At 38.1% G+C, this 24,074-nt stretch carries 19 protein-coding genes and 1 pseudogene; 18 read left to right on the forward strand and 2 right to left on the reverse strand.

Features of this window, described 5'->3' with window-relative positions; all coding sequences use genetic code 11:
• Window positions 1–136 precede the first annotated feature (136 nt).
• From B7E05_RS07955 to B7E05_RS08015, 13 genes and pseudogenes are all read left to right on the forward strand, one after another.
• Window positions 137–1,177, forward strand: a complete 1,041-nt coding sequence (locus B7E05_RS07955) for an ornithine cyclodeaminase family protein (RefSeq protein WP_080873705.1) — start codon at window positions 137–139, stop codon at window positions 1,175–1,177.
• Between the two features lie 25 nt (window positions 1,178–1,202).
• Window positions 1,203–2,744: an L-glutamate gamma-semialdehyde dehydrogenase gene (gene pruA / locus B7E05_RS07960; protein ID WP_179134619.1), complete on the forward strand. Its 1,542-nt coding sequence runs from the start codon at window positions 1,203–1,205 to the stop codon at window positions 2,742–2,744.
• Window positions 2,745–2,927: 183 nt separating this feature from the next.
• Window positions 2,928–4,085: an aromatic ring-hydroxylating oxygenase subunit alpha gene (locus B7E05_RS07965; protein WP_080873707.1), complete on the forward strand. Its 1,158-nt coding sequence runs from the start codon at window positions 2,928–2,930 to the stop codon at window positions 4,083–4,085.
• A gap of 107 nt (window positions 4,086–4,192) precedes the next feature.
• Complete coding sequence (locus B7E05_RS07970; RefSeq protein WP_245833028.1) at window positions 4,193–4,564, forward strand: Rieske (2Fe-2S) protein; 372 nt, start codon at window positions 4,193–4,195, stop codon at window positions 4,562–4,564.
• Between the two features lie 80 nt (window positions 4,565–4,644).
• Window positions 4,645–5,880 carry an NAD(P)/FAD-dependent oxidoreductase gene (locus B7E05_RS07975; RefSeq protein WP_080873708.1) on the forward strand — a complete coding sequence of 412 codons (1,236 nt, stop codon included), beginning with the start codon at window positions 4,645–4,647 and terminating at the stop codon, window positions 5,878–5,880.
• Window positions 5,881–6,251: 371 nt separating this feature from the next.
• Window positions 6,252–7,349 carry an alcohol dehydrogenase family protein gene (locus B7E05_RS07980; RefSeq protein WP_080873709.1) on the forward strand — a complete coding sequence of 366 codons (1,098 nt, stop codon included), beginning with the start codon at window positions 6,252–6,254 and terminating at the stop codon, window positions 7,347–7,349.
• A gap of 54 nt (window positions 7,350–7,403) precedes the next feature.
• Window positions 7,404–8,456, forward strand: a complete 1,053-nt coding sequence (locus tag B7E05_RS07985; protein WP_143833200.1) for a proline racemase family protein — start codon at window positions 7,404–7,406, stop codon at window positions 8,454–8,456.
• A 181-nt stretch (window positions 8,457–8,637) separates the two neighbouring features.
• A pseudogene (locus B7E05_RS07990) lies at window positions 8,638–9,282 on the forward strand (SDR family oxidoreductase).
• Window positions 9,283–9,377: 95 nt separating this feature from the next.
• Entirely contained in the window at window positions 9,378–10,388 is a 1,011-nt protein-coding gene (gene namA / locus B7E05_RS07995) for an NADPH dehydrogenase NamA (RefSeq protein WP_179134492.1), read from the forward strand.
• Between the two features lie 667 nt (window positions 10,389–11,055).
• Window positions 11,056–12,555, forward strand: a complete 1,500-nt coding sequence (locus B7E05_RS08000; RefSeq protein ID WP_342745022.1) for a BCCT family transporter — start codon at window positions 11,056–11,058, stop codon at window positions 12,553–12,555.
• Between the two features lie 104 nt (window positions 12,556–12,659).
• Window positions 12,660–14,183: a BCCT family transporter gene (locus B7E05_RS08005; protein WP_080873711.1), complete on the forward strand. Its 1,524-nt coding sequence runs from the start codon at window positions 12,660–12,662 to the stop codon at window positions 14,181–14,183.
• Window positions 14,184–14,489: 306 nt separating this feature from the next.
• Entirely contained in the window at window positions 14,490–15,383 is an 894-nt protein-coding gene (locus tag B7E05_RS08010) for a YitT family protein (RefSeq protein WP_281252500.1), read from the forward strand.
• Window positions 15,384–15,748: 365 nt separating this feature from the next.
• Window positions 15,749–16,411, forward strand: a complete 663-nt coding sequence (locus B7E05_RS08015) for a TetR/AcrR family transcriptional regulator (RefSeq protein WP_080873713.1) — start codon at window positions 15,749–15,751, stop codon at window positions 16,409–16,411.
• Window positions 16,412–16,604: 193 nt separating this feature from the next.
• Here B7E05_RS08015 and dps read toward each other — a convergent pair whose 3' ends face one another.
• Complete coding sequence (gene dps / locus B7E05_RS08020) at window positions 16,605–17,090, reverse strand: DNA starvation/stationary phase protection protein Dps (RefSeq protein ID WP_080873714.1); 486 nt, start codon at window positions 17,088–17,090, stop codon at window positions 16,605–16,607.
• 280 nt (window positions 17,091–17,370) lie between these two features.
• Window positions 17,371–18,810 (reverse strand): RNA-guided endonuclease InsQ/TnpB family protein, encoded by a 1,440-nt coding sequence (locus tag B7E05_RS08025; protein ID WP_080873715.1) that lies wholly within the window; start codon window positions 18,808–18,810, stop codon window positions 17,371–17,373.
• Window positions 18,811–19,354: 544 nt separating this feature from the next.
• On the opposite strand from B7E05_RS08025, the gene B7E05_RS08030 reads away from it, so the two are divergent.
• The 5 genes from B7E05_RS08030 (at window position 19,355) to B7E05_RS08050 (ending at window position 24,039) form a co-directional block, all read left to right on the forward strand.
• A complete protein-coding gene (locus B7E05_RS08030) occupies window positions 19,355–19,879 on the forward strand; it encodes a hypothetical protein (protein ID WP_080873716.1) in 525 nt (174 codons plus the stop codon).
• Complete coding sequence (locus B7E05_RS08035) at window positions 19,872–21,392, forward strand: IPT/TIG domain-containing protein (protein WP_080873717.1); 1,521 nt, start codon at window positions 19,872–19,874, stop codon at window positions 21,390–21,392. The genes B7E05_RS08030 and B7E05_RS08035 overlap by 8 nt, the downstream gene beginning before the upstream one ends.
• Before the next feature lie 243 nt (window positions 21,393–21,635).
• Window positions 21,636–22,022, forward strand: a complete 387-nt coding sequence (locus tag B7E05_RS08040) for a hypothetical protein (protein ID WP_080873718.1) — start codon at window positions 21,636–21,638, stop codon at window positions 22,020–22,022.
• 49 nt (window positions 22,023–22,071) lie between these two features.
• The gene (locus B7E05_RS08045; protein WP_080873719.1) at window positions 22,072–22,638 is read left to right on the forward strand and encodes a GNAT family N-acetyltransferase; all 567 of its coding nucleotides are present in this window, start codon (window positions 22,072–22,074) and stop codon (window positions 22,636–22,638) included.
• Between the two features lie 63 nt (window positions 22,639–22,701).
• Complete coding sequence (locus tag B7E05_RS08050) at window positions 22,702–24,039, forward strand: D-serine ammonia-lyase (protein WP_080873720.1); 1,338 nt, start codon at window positions 22,702–22,704, stop codon at window positions 24,037–24,039.
• Window positions 24,040–24,074: the final 35 nt, after the last annotated feature.

Genomic DNA, 24,074 nt, shown 5'->3' on the forward strand with positions numbered 1-24,074 from the left:
ATCATGATTACTTTTTGCTACTGAAAGAGGGGATGTGTACATATTAGTTTCACTTTATTTCTTTAAATAAGCACGAAGCAATTTTAGCAAAATATTTCATAACAAAAATAAAAGCGAAAAGGAAGTGTTTCATTTAATGAGTAATTCTAAAGAAGTAGACGTTTTATGGTTATCTCAGGAAGAATGTATTGAAAGTGGCGCAAAAGATATGGACATGATTCTGGAATATGTAGAAAAAGTAAATCTATGGTTAGCAGAAGATAAAGTGGTTGAACCGGAATTATTACATTTATTATGGGAAGAAGGAAATTACTCTGGAAAAAGAATCGGTGTACACGCTGCTTTAATCCAATCTGAAGAAATGCGTGTTGCAGCTGTAAAAGGTATTCCAAGTAATCCTTTGAATCCGGTGGAAAGACAGACACCAAGATCAAATGGAATGATTATTCTTTATAATGAAGATACAGGCTACCCATTTGCTGTGATGGACGACACGATTGTAAGCGCTTTACGTACTGGGGCTTCCAGTGCTTTGGGGGCAAAATATTGTGCTCGCCCGGATTCAGAAGTCCTTGGGCTGGTAGGTTGTGGTGTGATTCAAAACGCTCATATCGAGGCTACAAGCAAAGTGATGAAAAACATTAACACGGTACGTTTATATGATATGAATGAGGATCGCGCAAAACAATTCGCTGAAAAGTGGAAACACTTAGGGTATAAATTTGAGATCTGTAAAAGTGTAGAGGAAGCTGTAGCGCAATCCGATATCGTATATACAGCTACAAACGTCAACTTAGGAAATGAATACATTCCTAAAGAATGGATTAAAAAAGGCTCTTTCCACTCCGGTGTATCCATGTGGGATCATAAAAACGAAGCTATTTTAGAAGGTTTTAATAAATATTGCATGGACTATAAATTACGCTTAAAAGATGATAAATATCCTTTATCCGAGTTAACGAAAGCTGGTCAATTGGACGCGAATGATATTACAGAGTTAGGCCAGGTCATTAAAGGAGATAAAGTTATTCGGGAAAATGAAGATGACAGCGTCTTTTTTGTAACTTTGGGGATTTGTGCAACAGATACAGCAAACAGTTATAAGATTTATCAAAATGCGAAGGAACGCGGATTGGGAACGTCAGTAAAACTGTGGTCTGAACCAGCAATGTATTAACTTTTTAGGAGGTGATTTTTTGCCTATCGAACCATTTAAAAATGACGCACCTACAGATTGGGGAAAAACTGAAAATAGAGAAGCGCTAAATAAAAATTTAGAATATGTACGATCCGAGTTCGGGAAGGAATATCCTCTGATTATTGGAGGGAAAGAAGTTTTAAAAGAACACAAATTGGCTTCTTATAATCCAGCTGCACACCATGAAGCGGTTGGTTATATGAGTCAAGCCGATAAAGAAAATCTTGAAGAAGCAATAACGGTTGCAAAAAATGCTTATGAACATTGGGGTTCTTTAACTTTTCTGGAAAGAGCACGTTATTTATTCAAAGCATCTAAGATTATGCAGCAGCGTAAATCAGAATTGATTGCATGGCAAATATACGAAGCAGGTAAAAATTGGGCGGAAGCTGATGGAGAGATTAATGAGGCAATTGATTTTCTGGAAATGTATGGTCGTAAAGCGATAGAGCTCATGGAAGGAAAAGATCTTGTAACGTTATCCGGTGTTGAAAATCATCTTGAATATAAACCGCTTGGAGTTGGGGCTGTTATTTCTCCATGGAATTTTCCCATAGCGATTGTCACAGGGATGACCGTATCCGCTATCGTTACTGGTAATACCGTATTACTAAAACCAGCTTCCTTAACGCCAATTATAGCAGCAAAGTTCATGGAAATTATGCAAGAAGCAGGGATTCCTGATGGCGTCATTAATTTCGTACCAGGATCGTCCCGGGAAATTGGAGATGATTTGGTAACACACAGAGATATTAATTTTATTTCGTTTACCGGATCAAAAGAAGCAGGATTACACATTGATGAATTAGCTCATAAAAGAATACCAAATCAGCGTTGGGTAAAACGTGTTATTGCTGAAATGGGAGGAAAGAACGGTGTTGTTGTGGATGAGTCAGCAGATTTGGATGCTGCAGCTGACGGAATCGTGACATCTGCATTTGGTTACCAAGGACAGAAGTGTTCTGCCGGTTCAAGAGCTATCATCCATGAAAGCGTTTACGATGAAATGGTCGAAAAGATAGCAGAACGTATGAATCATCTTCATGTTGGTCCAGGTACAGAGAATAATCCGATAGGGCCGGTCATTGATGATAAAGCATTTAATAAAATCAATGAATATATCGAAATCGGTAGTAAAGAAGGGGAACTGGTTTTTGGAGGCAACAGTGATAATACAGAAGGGTACTATATTACTCCAACTGTTTACAAAGACGTTGCGCCGGGTGCAAAAATAATGAAAGAAGAAATTTTTGGACCAGTTCTGGCTATATGTAAAGTAGCCAACTTTGAGGAAGGAATTGATGTATATAATGACACCGAGTTTGGGCTGACAGGAGCATTATATACAAATAATCGCGAGCAAATCACTTACGCACGAAGAAAAATGGAATGTGGGAACTTATTCTTTAATGGTAAGTGTACCGGGGCATTAGTAGGAGTCCAGCCGTTTGGCGGCTATTATATGTCCGGTACTGGTGAAAAAACTGGAACTTTAGAGTATCTATTACACTTTGTGCAAGCAAAAACAGTTGCTGAAAATTATTAATTTATCGCAGTGTAACTGGCTATAGGTCTCCCACTTCAAGAATGGAGAAAAATCGAAAAGTCTAAGTGGGAGATAGGGCAGCCAGTAACGGCCCGATTCGTTCAACTAACCATCAGCGGGGGACGAAAGCCCCCACTGAAGGAAGTTTCACTTTATAAATATAAAAAATGGGAGGTTAATAGTATGAAATCAATCGAAGGCGGTTTCCCAAGTTATGCAAAGTTTGAACCTACGTCTCCAGGAAGTGATTATTATGATCCAAATCACTTTCATGAAGAGTTAGAAAAAATATGGTTTAAGACATGGCTGCTTGCAGGACGGGAAGAAGAAATTCCGAACAGCGGCGATTATAAAACCGTTCAAGTCGCACATGAAAACTTTATTGTTACCCGTGCTTCAGATGGCAATATCAATACGTACTATAATGTATGCCGCCATCGCGGTTCCCGCTTGTGTACGACAGAGGCAGGAAACTTCCCTAGAGGAAGAATTATCTGCCCTTATCATAGCTGGATGTATAGCGGAGATACTGGTGAATTGACCAAAGCACCAAATATCTCAGATGAGGATGAAGGGTTTGATAGAAGCGAGCATTCTCTGGCAAGCATAAGAACAGAAACATGGGATGGTTTTATTTGGATTAATGCGGATCCGGATGCTCCTACCTTGCATGAAAGCTTTAATTTACCAGAATCATGGTCCATTTATGAACAATATCAAATGCACAGATTAAAAGTTGGTAAAACAGGAACCTATAACGTAAAAGCAAATTGGAAATTATTAATGGATAACGCGGAGGAATGCTATCATTGCGGTACGATTCATCCGGAATTAAGTAAAGCTACTCCACCGATGCAACCTAGACAATGGGTGGATGAAGAAGTACCGGAAACGAAGGTTATCAAACACGTTGGCTCTATGGGATTAAATCCTGGATTCGAGCGTGTGAATGTAGACGGAAAAGCATACAGACCAGTATTTCCGGGATTAAGTGAAGAAGATCAGCGAAAAATTTCCTATCTGCATATTTTCCCGCACTCATACCTTTGCATGGCTTCTGACTATGTGTTTGTTGCGGCTATCTTCCCGGTTTCAGCAGATGAATCAATCGTGAAAGGGTACTGGTTGTTTGATCCAGATGTCTTAGAAAAAGAAGACGCCTACCTCGATGATGCAATTGAGTTCTGGGATGTAACGTGTCAAGAGGATTGGGAAGCTTGTGCATTAGCTCAGCTTGGAAATGAATCCAGATCATATAAAAATGGCGGCACGCTGACGCCGATTGACTGGCGGGTTGCTAATTTTAAGAAGTACGTGAAAAATGAACTGGAAAATAATTAAGTGACAGACAGGGATATGGTGAAAGATATCAAATCTAACATCACTATATCCCTTTTTCCAAAAATGCTCTCCCTGTCTTGGCGACCATGAAGGAAGGAGATGAGAACATGACGATTCAAACAGAAAATCTTCAATCGGAGGGAAATATGGAGGAAAACAAATATACATTTGTTGCATCAAGTGATTCAGTTAAAGAAGGTGAAATGATTGATGTGCCACTTGGAACAGAAACCGTAGTTGTGGCACGAGTAGACGGTGCTGTATTTGCGGTAGATGGTATATGTACACATGCTTATTCAGAAATGGTTGACGGTGAGTTAGAAGACCATTGTTTATACTGTCCTCTGCACTTTGCTTGTTTTGATATTCGGGATGGATCTGTATTAGAAGGTCCTGCTGTTACTCCGTTGTCTGTATATGACGTATTAGAACAAGAAGGCTCTATCTGGATAAAAGCTTTGGATATATACGGCGAATAAAGATGTAAAATGAATATGGATACCATGATATGACATTGTAAAATATATTCTGATTTAAAGATGATTGGAGAGGATGAACAATGACTACTACTGTTGAAACGATTGTAATTGTTGGCGCTGGTATAGCAGGAACACATGCGGCTGAAGCACTGCGTATAGAGGGGCATGAAGGCCGCATTGTGTTAATTGACCGTGATACGCAGCTCCCGTATGACCGTCCGCCGCTATCAAAGGAATATATGCTGGGCGAATCATCGGAGACAGATATAACTTTGCAAACGCATGAAAATTTAACAGAATTGCGTATTGATTTGAAACTGGGAGTTGAGATCGTTTCAATTGATTCAGAGAAACAAACTGCAGTTTTATCAGATGGAGAAACAGTAAAATGGGATAAACTTTTATTAACAACAGGATCTAGTTTAAGAGAATTACCAATAAAAGGATCAGACCTTGAAGGTATTCATTACTTGAAGACATTATCCGATGCAAAAGCAATAAGGGGGAAATTGGATGATATTCAACAGGTTGCTATTGTTGGAGCAGGTTTTATTGGAGCAGAGCTTGCATCTTCATTTAAAAAGCTGGGTAAAGAAGTAACTTTATTGGAACGTGCGCCGCTTCCACTAGCTCATATTCTCGGAGATGAGATGGGAGAGTATTTCCTTCAAATGCACCAATCTGAAGGTGTAGACGCTATTATGGAAGATAGTGTTGTACAATTTAATGGAGATACGCATGTGGAAGAAGTTCTGACAGAAGAAGGGAGAACAATTCCATGTCAGGCAGTAATTGTTGGTGTCGGAGTTATACCTAATACTGCATTGCTTAATAAAGAATTACAGATTGACCGAGGTTATATTGTTAATGAATTTGGTGAAACCTCATTGCCAAATGTGTATGCTGCCGGAGATTGTGCAATGTGGCCGTTTTTAGGAAATAACATTCACATAGAACATTGGGATCATGCGATCAATCACGGTAAAAATGTTGCGAAAAATATGCTGGGCGGGGAGCAGACTTCTTATAAAACAGTCCCATATTTTTGGTCCGATCAATATGATTATCGTCTGCAATATTTTGGTCATACAAAGAATTGGGAAACGACTGTCTTACGGGGGAATAAAGAAGATAAGGAATTTAGTTATTTCTATTTAAATAAAAGTAATGTGATAGAGGCAGCTTTACTTGTTAATCAACCTAAAAATGCTTTGTCAGTTCGCCGTCTAATTAACCAGCAGCATCCTGTCGTTCCAGAGCTATTGCCAAATACGGATATAAAACTAAAAGAATGCATGTATGTAGAGGCGAATTAGGATGAGCTATATCCATCAATTTGCATTAAAAAATCAGAGATTTTATAGTGTTGAAGGGGGAGCGAAGTAAATAGCGCCCCTCCTATAATGATGAACCCTATAAAAAACGCTTTCTTTCAAAGACCATTACGTGATAAAAATTTGAAAATCGGTAGAGATACTATGTTATAACAGCGCTGAGGAATAATGAATTTTCAAAATATCTCTTCCTAAATTATAGAAAATATGGATAATATTGTTTATATTATTCCTCAGATTTTGAAAAAGTCAGCTGAAAGATTGTATGTTGTTGCAGCGGTATTAGTATATTTTTAAATTTTTTTGAATGGAGAACGAAAGAAAACGTGATTTGTTGTAAAAGGAGAGAAACAATGCATACAATTCCAGAAAAAATGCGTGGCGTATATTTAACCGGAAATGGTGGATTCGAAAAATTAGAGTATCGTACAGATATCGATGTTCCAACACCAAAAGCAGGAGAAGTATTGGTGAAAATAGGTGGAGCAGCTATAAATAATACAGATATAAACACACGTATTGGATGGTATTCCAAGAGTGTTAAATCAGAAACGAATGAAGGCGGCGCATCAGGATTTAAAGAAGAAGTTACAGATGATGGTTCATGGCTTGGGGAGGCAATGCACTTTCCAAGAATTCAAGGAGCAGATGGCTGCGGTACTGTTGTTGCTGTAGGAGAAGGTGTCAGTCAAGACAGACTGGGTGAAAGAGTATTGATACGTACGGTACAACAAAGAGAATCAAGTGAAAGTGGATTGGAATCCATTACTTTTGGTTCCGAATGTGATGGTGCTTTTGCCGAATATGCATCCGTACTGTCAGAAGAAGCCTTTGTCATCCATTCCAGTTTATCTGATAAAGAACTTGCCACTTTTCCTTGCGCATATGGAACCGCTGAAAACCTTATTTCCAGAGTGGGTGTCGAAAAAGACGATGTCGTTCTGGTAACTGGTGCTTCAGGGGGCGTTGGTGCTGCGCTCGTACAGTTAGTGAAAGTAAGAGGTGCGAAGGTTATTGCTGTTTGTGGCCAAGACAAAGTCGAAAGAGTAAAAAGTTATGGCGCTGACGAAATCATCTTCAGGGGAGACAGCTATGTAGAAAAGATTGGGAAAATGAAAGTGGATGTCGTTTTAGATGTAGCAGCTGGAGACATGTGGCCAGAGCTTTTAGATGTTTTGAAAAAAGGTGGAAAATACGGTGTTATTGGTGCAATTGGCGGACCGCTTGTAGAGCTGGATGTGCGAGATCTTTATTTAAAAGATTTAAGTCTGTTTGGAAGTACGTATCAAACAAAAGAAGCCTTCTTGAATCTTATTCGATATATTGAAGAAGGAAAAATCAAACCTGCCGTAGCAAAAGAATTTCCATTAAAGGATATGGTAGAAGCTCAAAAAGCTTTCTTATCTAAAACATTGGCTGGGAAGTTTGTCATTGACGTTACTGCGGAATAGATACACTCTATTACTGATTAAAGATGAAAAGATAGTTGATAGGGGGATTTTCCTGTGAAAATAGAAAGATCGTTTGATGCGATTGAAGTACATGCTGGATTACCTATGAGGGTTGTTACTTCAGGGATCCCGACAATTCCGGGAAATTCAGTATATGAGCAAGCGCTTTGGCTGGAAGAAAATGATGATCAGTTAAGAAAGTTAATGCTTAGGGAACCCAGAGGCTATCCGCCGATTTGTTGTAACCTTATTGTGCCTGCAAAACATCCTGATGCAGATGCAGGTTATATTATAATGGAACAGCTTGAATATCCTATGATGTCAGGCGGCAATACCATAAGTGTTGCCACTGCATTATTGGAAACTGGCATGATACCAATGCAGGAGCCTGTAACAGAGTTTGCTCTTGAAGCTCCTGGGGGAGTCATTCCTATTACAGCAAATTGTAAAGATGGTAAAGTAACACAGGTTTATTTTGATAATGTGGCATCTTATGCAGTGCATATCGATGCAGAAATTGATGTGCCTACACTTGGCAAAGTAAAAGTCGATGTAGCTTGGGGCGGAATGTACTATTGTATTATAGACAGCAGACAATTTGATTGGCTGGAACTTGTTCCGGACCAAGGGAAAGAAATAGCAAAAATATCTGCCCTTTGTACACAAGCAGCCAAAGAACAGCTCGAAGTCCCTGAGCACCCGGATTATCCGGGGATTGGGATCACGATTTCCATCATGCATGGTCCAACGAATAATCCCGACGCAGATTCTAAAATTGTAAATACGATGTATACCGGCGACATTGATTTTAATGATGAAAGCACTTGGACTGGTGCTTTGGATAGGTGCGCTTGTGGAACAGGTACTTCAGCTTTAATGACTATTAAGCATGCTAAGGGAGAATTAAAAGTAGGTGACAGCTGGAGAAATGAAGGACTAATTGGTATTATTTTTGAAGGAAAGGTTTTAGGAAATTCAAAAGTTGGATCGATGGATGCTATCCATGTAAAAGTAGGCGGGCAAGCATGGATTTATGGATTCACAAAGTATATTTTAGATAAAACAGATCCATTTTCAGAAGGCTATACCGTGGGAGATATATGGTGAATATTCGGAATATTGATAATTTCATTTATTTAATAAAAAAAGCGGTTAATGATCAAGGTCTGGTTTATAAATGAAACTTTGTAAATTGATAGGAAAACAGCAAAGGTTGGTATAAACCACCTCAATAAAAAGGAGACTTTGTTTCGTTTTAGTCTGAATTTAAAGAGGGGGGGAGTTCTATATGAAAGTTCTTGTAATCGGTGCAAACGGACAAATCGGAAAACATCTCGTTGCTCAGTTGCAAAACAGTGATGAACATACAGTAAGGGCAATGGTCAGGAAAGAAGCGCAGGAAGAGGAATTAAAACTATCTGGAGTAGAAACCGTTTTGGGTAACCTGGAGGGCAGTGTAGATGGACTGACTAAAGCGGCAGAAGACTGTGACGCAGTTATTTTTACGGCTGGCTCAGGGGCACATACTGGACCGGATAAAACCATGTTAATTGATTAGGATGGGGCTATTAAATCAGTAGAAGCTGCGGAGAAAACTGGTGTGAAACGCTTTGTAATGATTAGCGCTATCCACAGAAATAAAAGAGAGAACTGGCCGGAAAAACTTGCCCATTATTCAGCAGCAAAGCATTATGCTGATAGATTTCTTCAAGCGAGCGGTTTGAACTATACGATTCTGCGACCAGGCGGTTTGTTAAATGAGTCAGGTATCGGCAGAATTAAGGCAGCGGATTATTTGGAAAGAGATACAATTCCGCGAGAAGACGTGGCACGGACTGCCATTACATCCTTAAATGAAGAAAACACGTATAAACGTGCTTTTGATCTTGTTACAGGTAATACAGAAATAGAAGAGGCATTAAAAAAACTCTAGATGCAGCTATTTACAGTTTTTAAGAAATGAATAAATATCTGAGCGTTTCTAGCCTATCAATATTAGAAATCAAAATAAGGAGCAGAAATCTCATCATGTCAATGTTGTTTACACCCATAACGTTTCAAGATACAGAATTAAAGAATAGAATTGTTATGTCCCCGATGTGTATGTATTCATGTGAAAGGGATGGAATCATTACACCATTTCACTTCACCCATTTAATAAGCAGGGCGGTTGGTCAAGTTGGTTTAGTTATGACAGAAGCTACAGCCGTTCAACCAGAGGGGCGTATTTCCGTACAAGATTTGGGTATTTGGGATAATATCCATGTAGAAGGGTTAAAGAAACTGAATGAACAGATACATGCTTATGGAGCTAAAGCAGGCATTCAACTTGCGCACGCAGGTAGAAAAGCAGTAGTGGATAGCGGTATTTTCGCTCCATCGTCCATTCGCTTTAACGATAAGAGTAAAGTTCCTAATCAAATGGATATGAAGGATATTAAACGGACAATTGAAGCATTCAGACAAGCAGCTCGACGTGCTATGGAAGCAGATTTTGATGTTGTTGAAATTCATGCAGCACATGGATATTTAATTAATCAATTTTTATCTCCCTTGGCTAACAAAAGGACGGATCAGTATGGCGGACCACAAGAAAATCGTTACCGTTTTCTTTCTGAAATTATTGAAGCAGTAAAAACAGAATGGAAGGGCCCTATCTTCGTACGAGTTTCAACGGATGAATACCATAAAGAGGGTAATACCTTAGAGGATATGTTGTATTTTACAAATGAAATGAAAAAACAGGGTATTGATCTCATAGATTGCAGCTCGGGTGGAGTTGTACCAACAGAAATCACTTCATATCCTGGATATCAAGTACCGCGATGTGAAGCTATTAAACAAGAAACGCTGATAGCTACCGGTGCTGTTGGACTGATCAAAACTGGAATACAAGCAGAAGAAATTTTACAAAATGAGCGAGCAGACGTGATAGTAATTGGAAGAGCCTTATTAAAAAAACCATACTGGGCAAAAGTAGCAGCCGATGAATTAGGGTACAATATTGAGGCACCAAAACAATATCGCGGTTGGCAATAAAAATGATTAAAAGATGCACCTTACGCATTTCAAGTTTTATCGGCGTGTAACTGGCTAGAGCTGGTACTGGGACTGTGCTTACCAATGCTGTCAGGTTAATAGATTTTCAAGAAAATAATAATAGTTACAATTGTAGAGCAATAAAACTAACCAGCGGAGGAAAAACACGGAGACTCCTGCGGAAAAGCGCAAAAGCTCTTCGGTAGGGCGAGTAAGCGCAAAAGCCCTTCGATCGGATTCATTCTAGCCTACAAGATGCAGGTCACAAAGGTGCCTGAAACAGGACGTTGCGAACCTAGCCTTTGTCCCTTTATCGTTTCAATGGGGGATGAAAGGAATCCCCCACTGAAAGAAGTTTCACTTTATTAGAGAGCCATCATTTGGTTAGATTCTTTAGTTAACCAATAGTTGCTAAAAAGATAGTCTCCTGTATAGATAAATATAGGATTTTATACTGTTGGCTTGAAGGTAAAGGAAAATCCTTATATATTCATTTTATTTGCAGGTAAGTAAAATAACATTCAGCAAACCTGGACTTTAAGTAGATTATTTTGATAGATAAATGTATTCATATATGTAACCGAACTATAAATTAATAAGTCAGAAAGTTGGTAATTTTTAAGGTGGTTTAAGGAGGATTATTATCAAACAGAATATTGTTTTAAGGATTTCAATAATCATCTCTTGCTGTTTAATCGTTCTGGGTCTAGTATTTAGAAGTTGGTTAGAAAAAGTCGCTCCAATGTTTTTAAGTTTTAATGCAAATTACTTTGGAGTTTTTTATCTATTCTCTGGTCTTATCGTTGTTGTAGTTTGCGGATATTTAGCATTTTCCAAGTACGGAAATATCAGATTGGGAAAGGATACAGAAAAACCTGAATTTAGTACTGTTTCTTGGATTTCAATGCTTTTTGCAGCCGGGATGGCAATTGGTTTAGTATTTTGGGCCACTGCGGAGCCAATTACGCATTATTTATTTCCGCCGCAAGGGGAAGGAGCTACTGCCGAATCTGCTGACACTGCGATGAAATATACTTTTTTTCATTGGGGACTTCAGCCTTGGGGATTGTATGGAATCATAGGTTTGGGTATGGCTTACTTTCAATTTAGAAAAGGGCTTCCTGCCAGGTTTAGTTCTATTTTTTATCCACTTTTAAAAGAGAAAATATATGGTCCGATAGGAAACGCTATCGATATATTTGTAATCATCATATCGGCAATTGGTTTGGCGAATTCATTTGGGTTAGGCGCATTACAAATTTCTGAGGGAGCAAATATATTATGGGGATTTTCAAACACAATAGCTGTTTCCATCGTAATCATCATTATTGGAACTATTTTATTTATGATGTCTGCAGTTACTGGACTTAAACGTGGTATTAAGTATCTCTCCAATGTGAATATGATCTTAGCTCTTCTGATTACCTTATTTATTTTGTTTTTGGGGCCGACTAAACACATAATTGATGTGTTTATTACTGGTACTGGCAGTTATATAAGTGATTTTTTATCGATGAGTACCAGGTTAGCTCCATTTAGTAATGAAGAACAAAACTGGATTTCAAATTGGACCGTATTTTATTTGGCATGGTGGCTATCTTGCGCCCCTTTTGTAGGCGCTTTTATCTCAAGAGTATCCAGAGGGCGAACGATTAAAGAGTTTGTATTAGCAGTACTAGTTGTACCTTCACTCATGTGTTTTGTTTGGTTTTCTGTATTTGGAGGGGCAGGTATTCACCTGATTCATGAATTAGGGAATACTGCTTTAGGAGATATCGTAAGTTCAAATGTCACCACTGCATTATTTGCGTTTTTGGATTATTTTCCAATGAGTTCTCTCACGAGTGTTCTAGTTATGGTATTAAGTTTAGTTTTTTTTATAACACAAGCCGACTCTGGATCTTTTGTATTAGCAATGTTCAGTTCAGGAGGAAATCTTAACCCGCCTAATAAAATAAAACTGATCTGGGGCGGTGTTCTTTTTAGTTATGCCATTATTTTGGTTATTGCTGGAGGATTGGAGACTGCAAAATCAGTACTTATAGTCTTCACTTCACCGCTAGCTTTGCTAATCTTATTAATGTATTATGCGATTATAAAAGGATTAGTAAATGATGAACCTGAATTAAACAGGGAATATTCAGAAGGAGAAAAGGAGGTTAGTTAATCTAAAAAAGCTGCAAGGACTTTTTATTTGTAAGCGCTTACTGACGTTAGATACTATTTTCCTTATTTTTATTTAAACTAAAAATGAATTAGAAAGGAATGTCTATGTTTAAAAATAATTTAATTTTACGTGTCTCTTTAGTTATTTCATTAGCGTTTATGGTTTTTGGTATTATATTTAGGGATTGGTTGGAAAAAGCTGCTCCTGCTTTCTTAAGTTTTAATGTGAATTATTTTGGTCCGATTTATCTGGTGGTTACTTTATTAATTGTCATTGTTAGTGTCTACCTTATGTTCTCAAAATACGGTACTATCAAATTAGGGAAAGATTCAGATAAGCCCGAATTCAGTACAATATCTTGGATATCCATGTTATTTGCTGCGGGAATGGGAATTGGATTGGTTTTTTGGGCGACGGCCGAACCCATTACGCATTATATATCTCCTCCTGTTGGGGAAGGATCCACTTCCGAATCAGCCGAACTCTCAATAAAATATACATTCTTTCATTGGGGGTTACATCCATGGGCGTTGTTTGGTTTAGTTGGCTTAGGAATGGCTTACTTTCAATTTAGAAAAAAACTTCCTGCCAGGGTAAGCTCGATTTTTTATCCTGTTTTGGGCGACAGAATCTATGGTCCATGGGGTAAAACAATTGATATTTATGCGATATTTATAACAGTTATAGGTATTGCACAAGCATTTGGATTAGGCGCAATTCAAATTTCTGAGGGAGCAAATTTTCTTTGGGGTTTTTCTAATACAACAACTGTTTCCATGTTTATTATCGTTTTTGGTACTGTATTATTTATGATTTCCGCACTTACAGGTGTTAATCGCGGGATAAAATACCTTTCTAATTTTAATATGCTGTTAGCTTTTGTTTTGATGATGTTTATTTTCTTTATAGGACCTACAAAACAGATAATAGATATTTTTATCACTGGAACAGGAAGTTATATCAGTGATATCGTAGCAATGAGTTCACAGTTAGCTCCTTTTAACGGCGACCAGCAAAATTGGGTCTCTAATTGGACAATATTTTATCTTGCGTGGTGGCTAACCTGGGCATCGTTTGTTGGTGCATTTATATCCAGGATATCAAAAGGCAGGACAATCAGGGAATTTGTCATGGCCGTGCTTTTCCTTCCTTCCATATTATGTTTTATTTGGTTTTCTATTTTTGGAGGGGCAGGTATACACCTTATCCATGACCTGGGAAATAGTATGTTGGGAGAAGCTGTCAATACAGATGTTACACAAGCATTATTTTCGTTCTTGGAGTATTTTCCAATGAGCTCTTTAACCAGTGCTTTAATGATGCTTCTATGTTTAGTATTTTTCATCACTTCCGCCGATTCAGGTACTTATGTGCTGGCAATGTTTAGCTCTGGAGGGAATATTAATCCTGACAATAAGATAAAGTTTATTTGGGGGTTAATTATTTTTAGTATTTCAGCAGTATTTATTATAGCTGGAGGCTTAGAAACGATAAAGACAGTAGTTATTGTAGTATCCACTCCCTTTATTATATTTATGCTATGTATGACATATACGATATTAAAAGCGCTGAGAAGTGAATTTAAAAAACCAGAAGAAAAAGAAGATATTAAATCAAAAACCGGCTAGGGAACAGATTCTGTTATGTTTTTAAGAACAACAATACTTTTGTTTTGGTTTGATTAAAAAGAGGTATTTGTTTAGCAACAATATATATTTTGATTTTATCGCAGTGTAACTGGTTGTTGGTTATCAACGGGATAAGTAAGCGTAGGCCGAGCCCCAGCCCAACCAGTTACACTGCGATAAATTAGAACATAATAAAATATCTTCCTATTAATATAAAATAGAGGGATAATAAACAAAGCGTATTTGTTTACTTTAACAAATTAATAGAGGGGGATTATTATTAAACTGACGAAACAAATATTTTTTATATTAACTGGCACTTTACTTGTTGCCTTAGCACTCACTGTATTTTCAATGCCTAACCAAATTTCGGATGGCGGAGTGCCTGGGATAGCATTATTGCTTTACTTCCAATTTGGCCTCTCTCCTGGTATTGTTACGTTTATTTCATTTATTATCCTGCAATTGATAAGTATTAAATTTTTGCCTAGAAATGTGCTCATTATAACCACCATTAATGTTCCGCTTCTTTCTTTATTTATCTTTTTAACGGAAAATATAATTACCGAACCTCTGGGAGATCCTTTGGTTGCAGCTATATTTGCTGGCCTAATTGGCGGGGTAGGACTTGCATTCATTATACAAGCTGGGAGTTCAACAGGAGGAACTTCTCAAATTGCAAGGTTATTGGCGCAGAAATTTGAATGGAATATTATACTTACAACGTTTCTCTTAGATACTGTTATTGTGTTTGCAGGAATTTTTGTCATTGGGCCATTATATACATTGTATACAGTGATATCGTTATCAGTTGGGAAAATCGCAAGTGATTATGTTATTGGCGGTTTAGATGCGAAAAAAGCTGTTACCATTGTATCCCAAAAGTATCGCGAGATTGGCAAACAAATAACAAAAAATATGAGTTCAAGTGCTACATACTTTAATGGATACGGTACATTTACGGATCGGGAACAATTAATTTTATATGTAGTTGTACCAAACTATCGTTTAATCTTTTTAAAACGAATTATTCGGGAAGTAGATCCTGACGCTTTCATTGTTGTTCATAATGTGAAAGATGTATCAGGAGGAACATTTTTCGCTTCACCTGAACCAGCAGTAGAAGGATTAATGACCGATGATATTATGAATGAAGCAGAAAATGATAATCAGGAAGCAGATAATGAGACTAAGAATTAGACAATTTTCATTTATATAGAAGTCCTGCGTAAATAATTCAAATAAGCAGCATTCGTAACAAGCGGATGCTGCTTTAGTTATTATAGGAAATTATAAAAGGCATTTTTGTATCATGTTTCCGTGTTTCTTTTCGTATTCTTGATTCACAGCTGAAAAACCTTTATAGTAGTAAAGTAGTTCTGCATGATTTTATCACAGTGTAACTGGCTAAAAGACTCACACTTCAAGAATAGAGAAAAATTGAAAATTTTAAGTGAGAGATCCATCAGCCAGGAACGGCCTGATTCGTTCAACTAACTTCCAGTAGGTGAAAGAAACTCCTACTGAAAGAATTTTCACTTTATAAGGTAAAGGAGGGATTCCAAATGTCTAATAAAGAGCTTCAAATGCAGCGGATGTGGCAGTATTTTGTTGATGCTACAACTGAAATTATTGAACAAAAAGGTATTGATAATGTAACTATACGGGAGATTGCAACGAAAGCAGGGTATAACAGTGCTACGATCTATAATTATTTTCAGGAAGTTTCTCACCTGATTTTTTTTGCAGCACTAAAATATTTAAATAAATTTATTGACGAGCTTCCGGAACATATGGAAAAAGGAGATACTTCTTTAGATAAATACTTATTGAGCTGGGAAAGTTTTTGTAAACATTCCTTTGAAGAGCCCGAAATTTACAACGCTATCTTTTTAGCTGATTTAGGAGAAAATCCAGAAGAGCTATTAAAACATTATTATAATGTCTACCAGTCGGATTTATATGGAGAGGTGACAGAGGATATAAAGACAATTTTAATTGATTATAATCTTTCAACAAGAAGTCGAAATGCATTGAATCAATCTGTTCAGGAAGGTATATTATCAGAAGAAAAAGCAGCTGTTATTAATGAGAGAACCGTGCTGATATGGCAAGGTATGTTAATCACTGTGTTGAATAATCGACGTCATTTGAGTGCAGATGAAGCAACCAATAAAACGATGCAGCACATAAATGAGATTGTAAATGATTATAGATTGGTCAAGTAAGGTATTCGTTCATTGTTTAGATGGTCTCTTAACCTAGAGAATTTAAATAATGAGCGATTATGTTTTTTTAGGGTATCATAAAAAACAGTATTTTAATGATAACAACAAACGTTTAATACGGCACTATTTTACAATTTTGCCAGGTGATAAAAACAAGGAACTGCAAGAGAGCAGCTCCTTGTTTTTAAATGCCTTATTCCGAGCTTCCGTCTGTTAAATGTGATTCCAAGAACCACAGGTTTTTATCCAGTTTACGGGATACTTCTGTAAATAAATCGGATGTATCCGGATCTTCCTCTGCGGATACTTCAACTGCTTCGCGCATGTTATTTGCTACGATTGCCCAATGTTCTGTCAGTTTTTCAAGTACCAGAATATCTTTGGTGTTTTGAAGTTCCCAAGCAGGGAGTCTGGTTTCAGATGCAATGAATTGTACCGGCTTTCCTGCTGAACCGCCTAAGCTACCTGCTTGCTCTGCAACCGTGTCAATTAATTCAGGCAGTTCGTCCGCTAAATCATCAAAAAACTCGTGGTATGCAATAAATTGTGGTCCGCGTACATTCCAATGTGCCAGTTTTGTCTGAATAAATAAATCCGTTAAATCTGTTACCTGCTGGTTAAGAAGATCAATCATATGCTCTCTGGATTTTTCTGAATGTGCTTTTCTGAATGTACTCATTTTTGGTCCCTCCTGAATCTACTTTCATTATAATTATATTTCTAATATTACTAATACCCAACTTTATGTAAGAATAAACATAAGAAATTTGGAGGATATAAGATATATTAGTTATTTAGAATGAATATTCCCGCCACTTCATTTCTATCGAAATTTGAAGTGGAGGTTTCTGCGGTGTCGACTTTAAAGATGACGATTAACCACCAGTGGAGTTGACACATCGGTGTGCTGAAAACACCCAACCCCGCTATCTCATTGGTCCTGCCTCCTGAGACTACTTTTATTTTACAATCAAAGATACTGGTCTTCGTAAAGCATCTATACTGGCAAAGTCATGATGAAAAGCATCTTTAAAAATTTTCCGCATAATATTTGCAGCGCCATTCACATCTGCATGGATGCGCTCTTGGTTTTTTGAAAGGTACATGCCACGTTTGATACGTTTCCCTGAAAATACAGCGATTTTATGCTTCTGACCATAAACAGGGATGTCATCGTTATCAAGAAAGCTGGCCTTCGATGTATAAGATTCTTCTGTCAACACCACGGTTATTCCATGCTTTTCTGCTTTGTATGTGATCATTTGAATAAGCAGGCTGTGTGGGATATTTGTAAAGGATTGGTTATTTCTTTTTCCTATCGTGACATGTTGCTTCCAATCTTTATTTTTCCCGATAATAATCGTGTCAATATCCTCTTCCAAGGCTATTTTCAAGATTTGAAAACTGGCTTTATGAAAGAGATCTTTGATTTGAAGAAATCGTTTTCGGCTGATCTTTTCCAAACGTTTGGATGTAAATGAACCCTCGTTTGATTGTTTTCCCTGCCGGAGGATGCTTGCATGATAGGCTTTTAGTTGATTATATCGTTGATTGATGGATTTGACGTTTTTGCCCTTCACTAACATTGGTCTTTTGCCCGTATTCGTGACGATGGTTGCAAGGTTATCAATACCTAAATCTACAGCTAAAAAACGGTTTTTGGATTCTTTCTTCTCTACTTCTATAGGAACCTGAAAAACTAACTCCACCACATAATGACCATACTTTGGAACCACCCGAACCTGCTTGAGTTTCCCTTCTGAATAACCTAATTTTCCAATGTTCAGACATAGTTTTGTTTTAGGGAACTTCAAAAATTTCTTGGCTTTTACTACACAATCCTGATTGGAGAAGACGACTTCCTTTTCTTTTAAACGACAATATGACGGTATGTTAGGCCGTGCTTTAAATTTTATAGGGTTCTTTTTATATTCCCGCAAACTGCCATAAAAGGCTTTCCAGTTTTGAAAGACTGTTCTCATGATGCCTTGACTCGATTGGATTGGCAGGGATTGATAATCGGTCTGTTTCATCGATTTAAACAACGCATCCAAAAAAGAATAAGGTATATACGGATGATCCTTAGAGGGCATCTCAAACAAATGACATTTGATTTCCTTTTGTTCTGACTTGGCTTTCTCCTGTTCTTTCACACTCCTTCGTTGGTAAGCTTTCAGCTGGTTCGCATTGATTGCAGGCAAATGAGTTTGAAGGCTTTCCAATACTTCTTTTTGTAACGGCTGCAGTTCCTTTTCTTGTTTGAGACCTGTAAAAACCTGCCGGATGTAAAAGTTAGTTGTGTTATGCATATTCTTTGCGTTTTGGCACATATTTTGAAAATACAGATGCATCCGGTGTCCTTTTTTCACCCAAATTTGCAAGGTTCGATAAACAGCCATTTCATTTCCGCCCCCTCTTCCAGAACATTAGTTCCTATGTTTCTATCATATCATAGGAGGGGGGGGGGAAATACCACTATTCTGAAAGTTGTTAACAACTTTTTAGACTATTCATGTTATGCCGATGCTGTTAAATATTTCTTTGGGTTTTCTTAACATCTAAATTACTAAAGTATTAAAACCGCCAATTCACCTCTCACCTAAAATTCTATGGAATTTTTGAGGAAGGAGTTCTCTTGGCTGAAATGATAGAAAAGTCGATTCTTTCCTTAATCAAAATAACAAAGCATGCATCCATAAAAATAGATGTATATTCATTATTACGCCGTTAATTCCCTCCATACGTTAATAAGCTAATGCGGAAGTTCTATTTTTAAATGAACGTACTATATTTATAGTATACATTGGATTATTTCCTGTAATGTTTGTAAAAATGAAAAAATTCTGTTCCTTTAATACTTTTTCATTGTAATCGCTTTCCTTTTATAAGATAATTAAGACATGATTACTACTACCATTTAACTAAAAAGGGGGAAGAAAGAAAATGAGGATTAAAAAAAGAAAAGGTTGGATGTTATCTGTTCTTCTGTTTGGGCTGCTTTTTTTACTTGCAGCGTGTGGAGGGGAAGAAGCGGATAGTGAAGCGAGTTCAACAGAGCAGGAGAAGGAGGAAACACCGAATGTAGTTGTAACAGGTGATACGATTAATTCGCATACCGTTGAGCATGCTGTGTGTGTTGTGAACAGCAGATTTGAACAAGGTTGGAGAATGTTATTCCGGGCTTCCGTGACGGATGAAAACACTGGTGAAATCATTGAAGATGCAGATGTAAAAGCAGTTTTAGAAACGGGAGAAGAATTTGAAATGGAACTGGGACCGCATGGACCGGAAGAAACGCTGCTTTATACAGTGCCATGGGAGATTCCGGAAGATTTCACGACAGGAACACTGGATTATGAAATTATTGCAACGGTAGATGGAGAAGAGTATACGTTTGAGCCGTTTGACGTAGAACCTTCTAAATTGACTATTATCGAATCTGGAGAAGGACAGGATTCTGATGAGTAAGTGGAAATATGGTCTTATATTTATTTTATTTTTAACAATGGTTGGGGTGGCTGCCTGCTCTGCCACGGATAGTCAGACTGATGCGGACGCTGAGTCAAACGAAGAAACCTCAGAAGAAAATTCTTCTGAGGAAGCGTCTGAACAGGAGAACACGATGACTGGAAAACTTACACTTGATGAGACAGAGGGCGAAATTGGTGATGAAGTGCACTTAACGGCTGAAGGGCTTGATCCCGATGAACCGCTTCAAGTGATTTACGTTGACATGGAAGGCAAATACGAAATTGAAAATAATTATTCCTTCCTTGGGACAGCTTATGATGAGGTTGAAAAAGAAGTCGGCGAAGGAACCGCTGATGAAAATGGAGAATGGAGTGGAAGTATCACCATCCCTGATGGGTTTGGTGATGATCATGATATTTTAATTCAACAGGATGGGAATGCCATTGCAAAAGCAAATTTCTTTGTAGAAACTGTTTTTACCATGTCTCCTGAATCTGGACCGCCTGGTACCGAAATTACAATAGAAGGAGAAGGATTAAGCCCGAATATGTACGGCAGCATTTGGCATGTGAATTATGATAATGCCTATACAGGTATGATTACAGCCATTTCTACTGATGGAAAAGCAGAAGCGGTTGTACGAGCTGCAGGTTCCCCCGGTACGCATACGGTGACGGTAGAAAGTGGAGCCAGCGGTGCACCATATCTCAGCAGAGATTCATCGGCAATCAATTATATTGAAACACACTTCTTTGATTTTACGATAACCGATGAAGCACCTGATACAGATACGGATATGGCATATGTAGAAGAACCTCCAGAGCCTGCTGACGGAGGTATTCAGATGCCTGAACCAGAAAATAAAGAAGGTGTCCAAATTTCTCTGGATAAAGAAATGGGCACGGTGGATGAAATGGTGACACTTAGTGGAGAAGGACTGCCTGAAAATCAGGAACTGACTTTAGATTGGCATACGATGGTTGGAAACCGTGTTTCTACCGAAGGGTTCGCACCTGAAATTATGGAAATTGATACGGTTGAGACAGATGAAGACGGATCGTTCACGCATGAATTTCCAATTCCGGACGACTTGGGAGGTTTGCCGCATCTTATTGAAGTAAAAGCGGGCGACGAAGTGTACGGGCAGGCATACTTGCGCATTCTCCCGTCTATTGTTTCGATTGAACCGGAAGAAGGGCCTGCTGGAACACCGATAACTGTTGAAATCAAAGGAGCCGGCTGGACGGAATTTGATAATGCTCTGGGTGTGACCTACGATAATGCCTATATAGGGTATATATGCGGATTCAACAGTCAAGGCACCATTAAATTGCCTTTGACAGCTTCCGGGGAGCCTGGATATCATACAATTGATATTTATCCTTCTATTTATCAAGGGGAAGACCCGATACCTGATATTTATCGAAAACCGCAATTAACCTATCGGGATGACCACCCGGGAACGGGAATTCCTGCGATTCGGACGTTTTTTAAGGTGACAGAAGAATAGAATAATAAAGTTCACTTTCCTGGAGTTAGTTTTTTTCTAGCTTCGGGTTTTTTATGGATTATTTAACTATGTGCAAAGCGAATTAGACAGGATTCATTCTTTTCGCATAAACCAAACTTCATTCAGTGGAAACTTAACGGGCGGTTCTCCGTGATAAATACGAAGAAGATAATAAAGGAATTATTTTTAATTTTCATGTACCCTGTCTTATAAGAGGATGTTTTCATAGAAAGGGGTCTGATTATGAGAGAAGCGATTATGCTTATTGTAGATTTGATTAACGATATTCATGATGTGATTGCCAATACGTTTGGTGCGGGTATGACGGATAAAGAGCTGCATTTCTGGATTTTTGGCATACTGGGAATTATCACGTTCTTTTTCGTTTACATTGTTTTTAAAATCTTATCTAAATTAAAGTGGAGCATTGCTATTTTAGCATTTCTTTATACATTTACGATGATGGTTGTGCTGGTATTTGCTGTCGAAATACAGCAGGCTTATACCCAGCGCGGAAACATGGAATTTGCAGATGCTGTGATGGGATTATGGGGTTTTGTTGTCTTTTTTGGTGTGTATGCAATGATTGCTATTATTGGTTACTTTATCTATAAAGCTATTAAAAAATAAAACATGTATATATTGTCGGTTTCTGAAAAGAAGGGAGTGAAGTGATATAATGGTATATTTAGGCTACAAACCTTTATTAGAGGGTGAAAAAGTAAAGCTTCGTCCTTTTAAAGAAACGGATTTCCCTTTTATCAAAAAATGCTTAACAGACCCGGAAGTTTTAAAATTAACCGGGAGTGATATGGATTTTGATTGGGAAGAAGAAAAGGATATTATTTATGAATGGTACCAGACAAGATATCTGGAAAAAGATCGTTTGGATTTGGCTATTATTGATAAGAAGCAAGGTACTTGCGTAGGTGAAACAGTAGTGAACTTATATGATGAAACAAATCATAGCATGAATTACAGGATTCTTATCGGTCCGGAGGGAAGAAACCGTGGTTTGGGTACAGAAGCAACACAGCTTATTATTGATTATGTGTTTCAAAACACAACACTTCATCAATTGACGTTAGATGTTTTGGACTTCAATCCAAGGGCAAGGCATGTTTATGAGAAAATTGGTTTTGTAAAAAGTGGTATCCATGAAAATGAGTTGCAATTTGACGGGGAATGGATTGATGCAATTCAGATGCGTTTAACCAGGGAAGATTGGCTTAAGAGAAATATGTAATATAATGCTTGCTATGAAAACTGAAAATAGCATATTATCATTCTACAAAAGAGGTGAAGAAGAATGGCAACAATAAAGGGAAAACCGATCGAGGAATGGATCAGAGCGTATCCAGATTTGGGCCCAGTTTTAAATTATACCCCATTTTTTTGGAGCAACCCCTATGTGCAGAATCAGCAGGAGGGACTGCAAAATCAGCCGCTTCAATTGGCAGATATACAAAATGCCGAGGAACGTTTGACGCGCTTTGCTCCTTTTATCGCAACGGTTTATCCGGAGACGGAAAATACAGGAGGAATCATTGAATCTCCGCTAAAAAAAGCAGACCAGATAAAAGCTAGAATAGAAGACATAACGGGGCAGGAAATTCCAGGTACGTTTTACTTAAAATTAGATAGTCATTTACCAATTTCCGGTTCCATCAAAGCAAGAGGCGGCATCTATGAAGTGCTGAAACATGCAGAAACATTGTTGCTGGAAAACCAACTTCTATCCGAAAAAGATAACTATCGTAAAATGGCAGGGAATAAGTATCGGGAGTTTTTCTCTCAATATACGATTTTAGTAGGTTCTACTGGTAATTTGGGACTAAGTATTGGTGTTATCAGTGCCAAGCTTGGTTTTCATGTTATTGTCCATATGTCAGCCGATGCAAAACAGTGGAAAAAGGATTTATTAAGAGAGCGGGGCGTCAAGGTTGTGGAGCATGTATCGGATTATAGTAAAGCGGTAGAAGAAGGCAGAGCAGAAGCGGCAAAAGATCCGAAAAGTTATTTTATTGATGATGAAAACTCAAGAGATTTATTTTTAGGCTATACGGTAGCAGCGATTCGTTTGAAAAAACAATTGGAAGAGCAGGAAATTCAAATAAGCCCGGAAACCCCGATGCATGTTTATCTGCCATGCGGTGTCGGCGGAGGACCTGGCGGTGTCGCGTTTGGATTAAAAGTGATTTTCGGTGATGCGGTAAAATGTTATTTCGCCGAACCGACCCACTCCCCGTGTATGTTACTTGGGATGATGACAAGCATGCATCATACGATTTCCGTCCAGGATTTCGGACTCGATAACCAAACCGCCGCAGATGGTTTAGCTGTGGGCAGAGCATCCGGTTTTGTTGGAAAAGTAATGGAGCCGCTGATAGAAGGAATCTATACAGTCAGTGATGAGCAAATGTTCCGTCTTATTACAGAGATGGCGGATGCAGAGGGAATTCATCTAGAACCATCAGCTGTTACGGGATTAATGGGCCCTGCTTATGTCGTTCAAAACAATCCTGAAGTGACAGAAGAACATATTCATCTGATTTGGGCTACTGGCGGGAGTATGGTTCCAGATGAAATAAAAGAAGCGGATTATCAGAAAGGGAGACAATATAAAAATAATCCGGATGCAACATAGTATGTAAAAAACGCAAACCAGATATTTCTTCTGAT

Source organism: Oceanobacillus timonensis, assembly GCF_900166635.1.
GTDB lineage: Bacteria > Bacillota > Bacilli > Bacillales > Amphibacillaceae > Oceanobacillus > Oceanobacillus timonensis.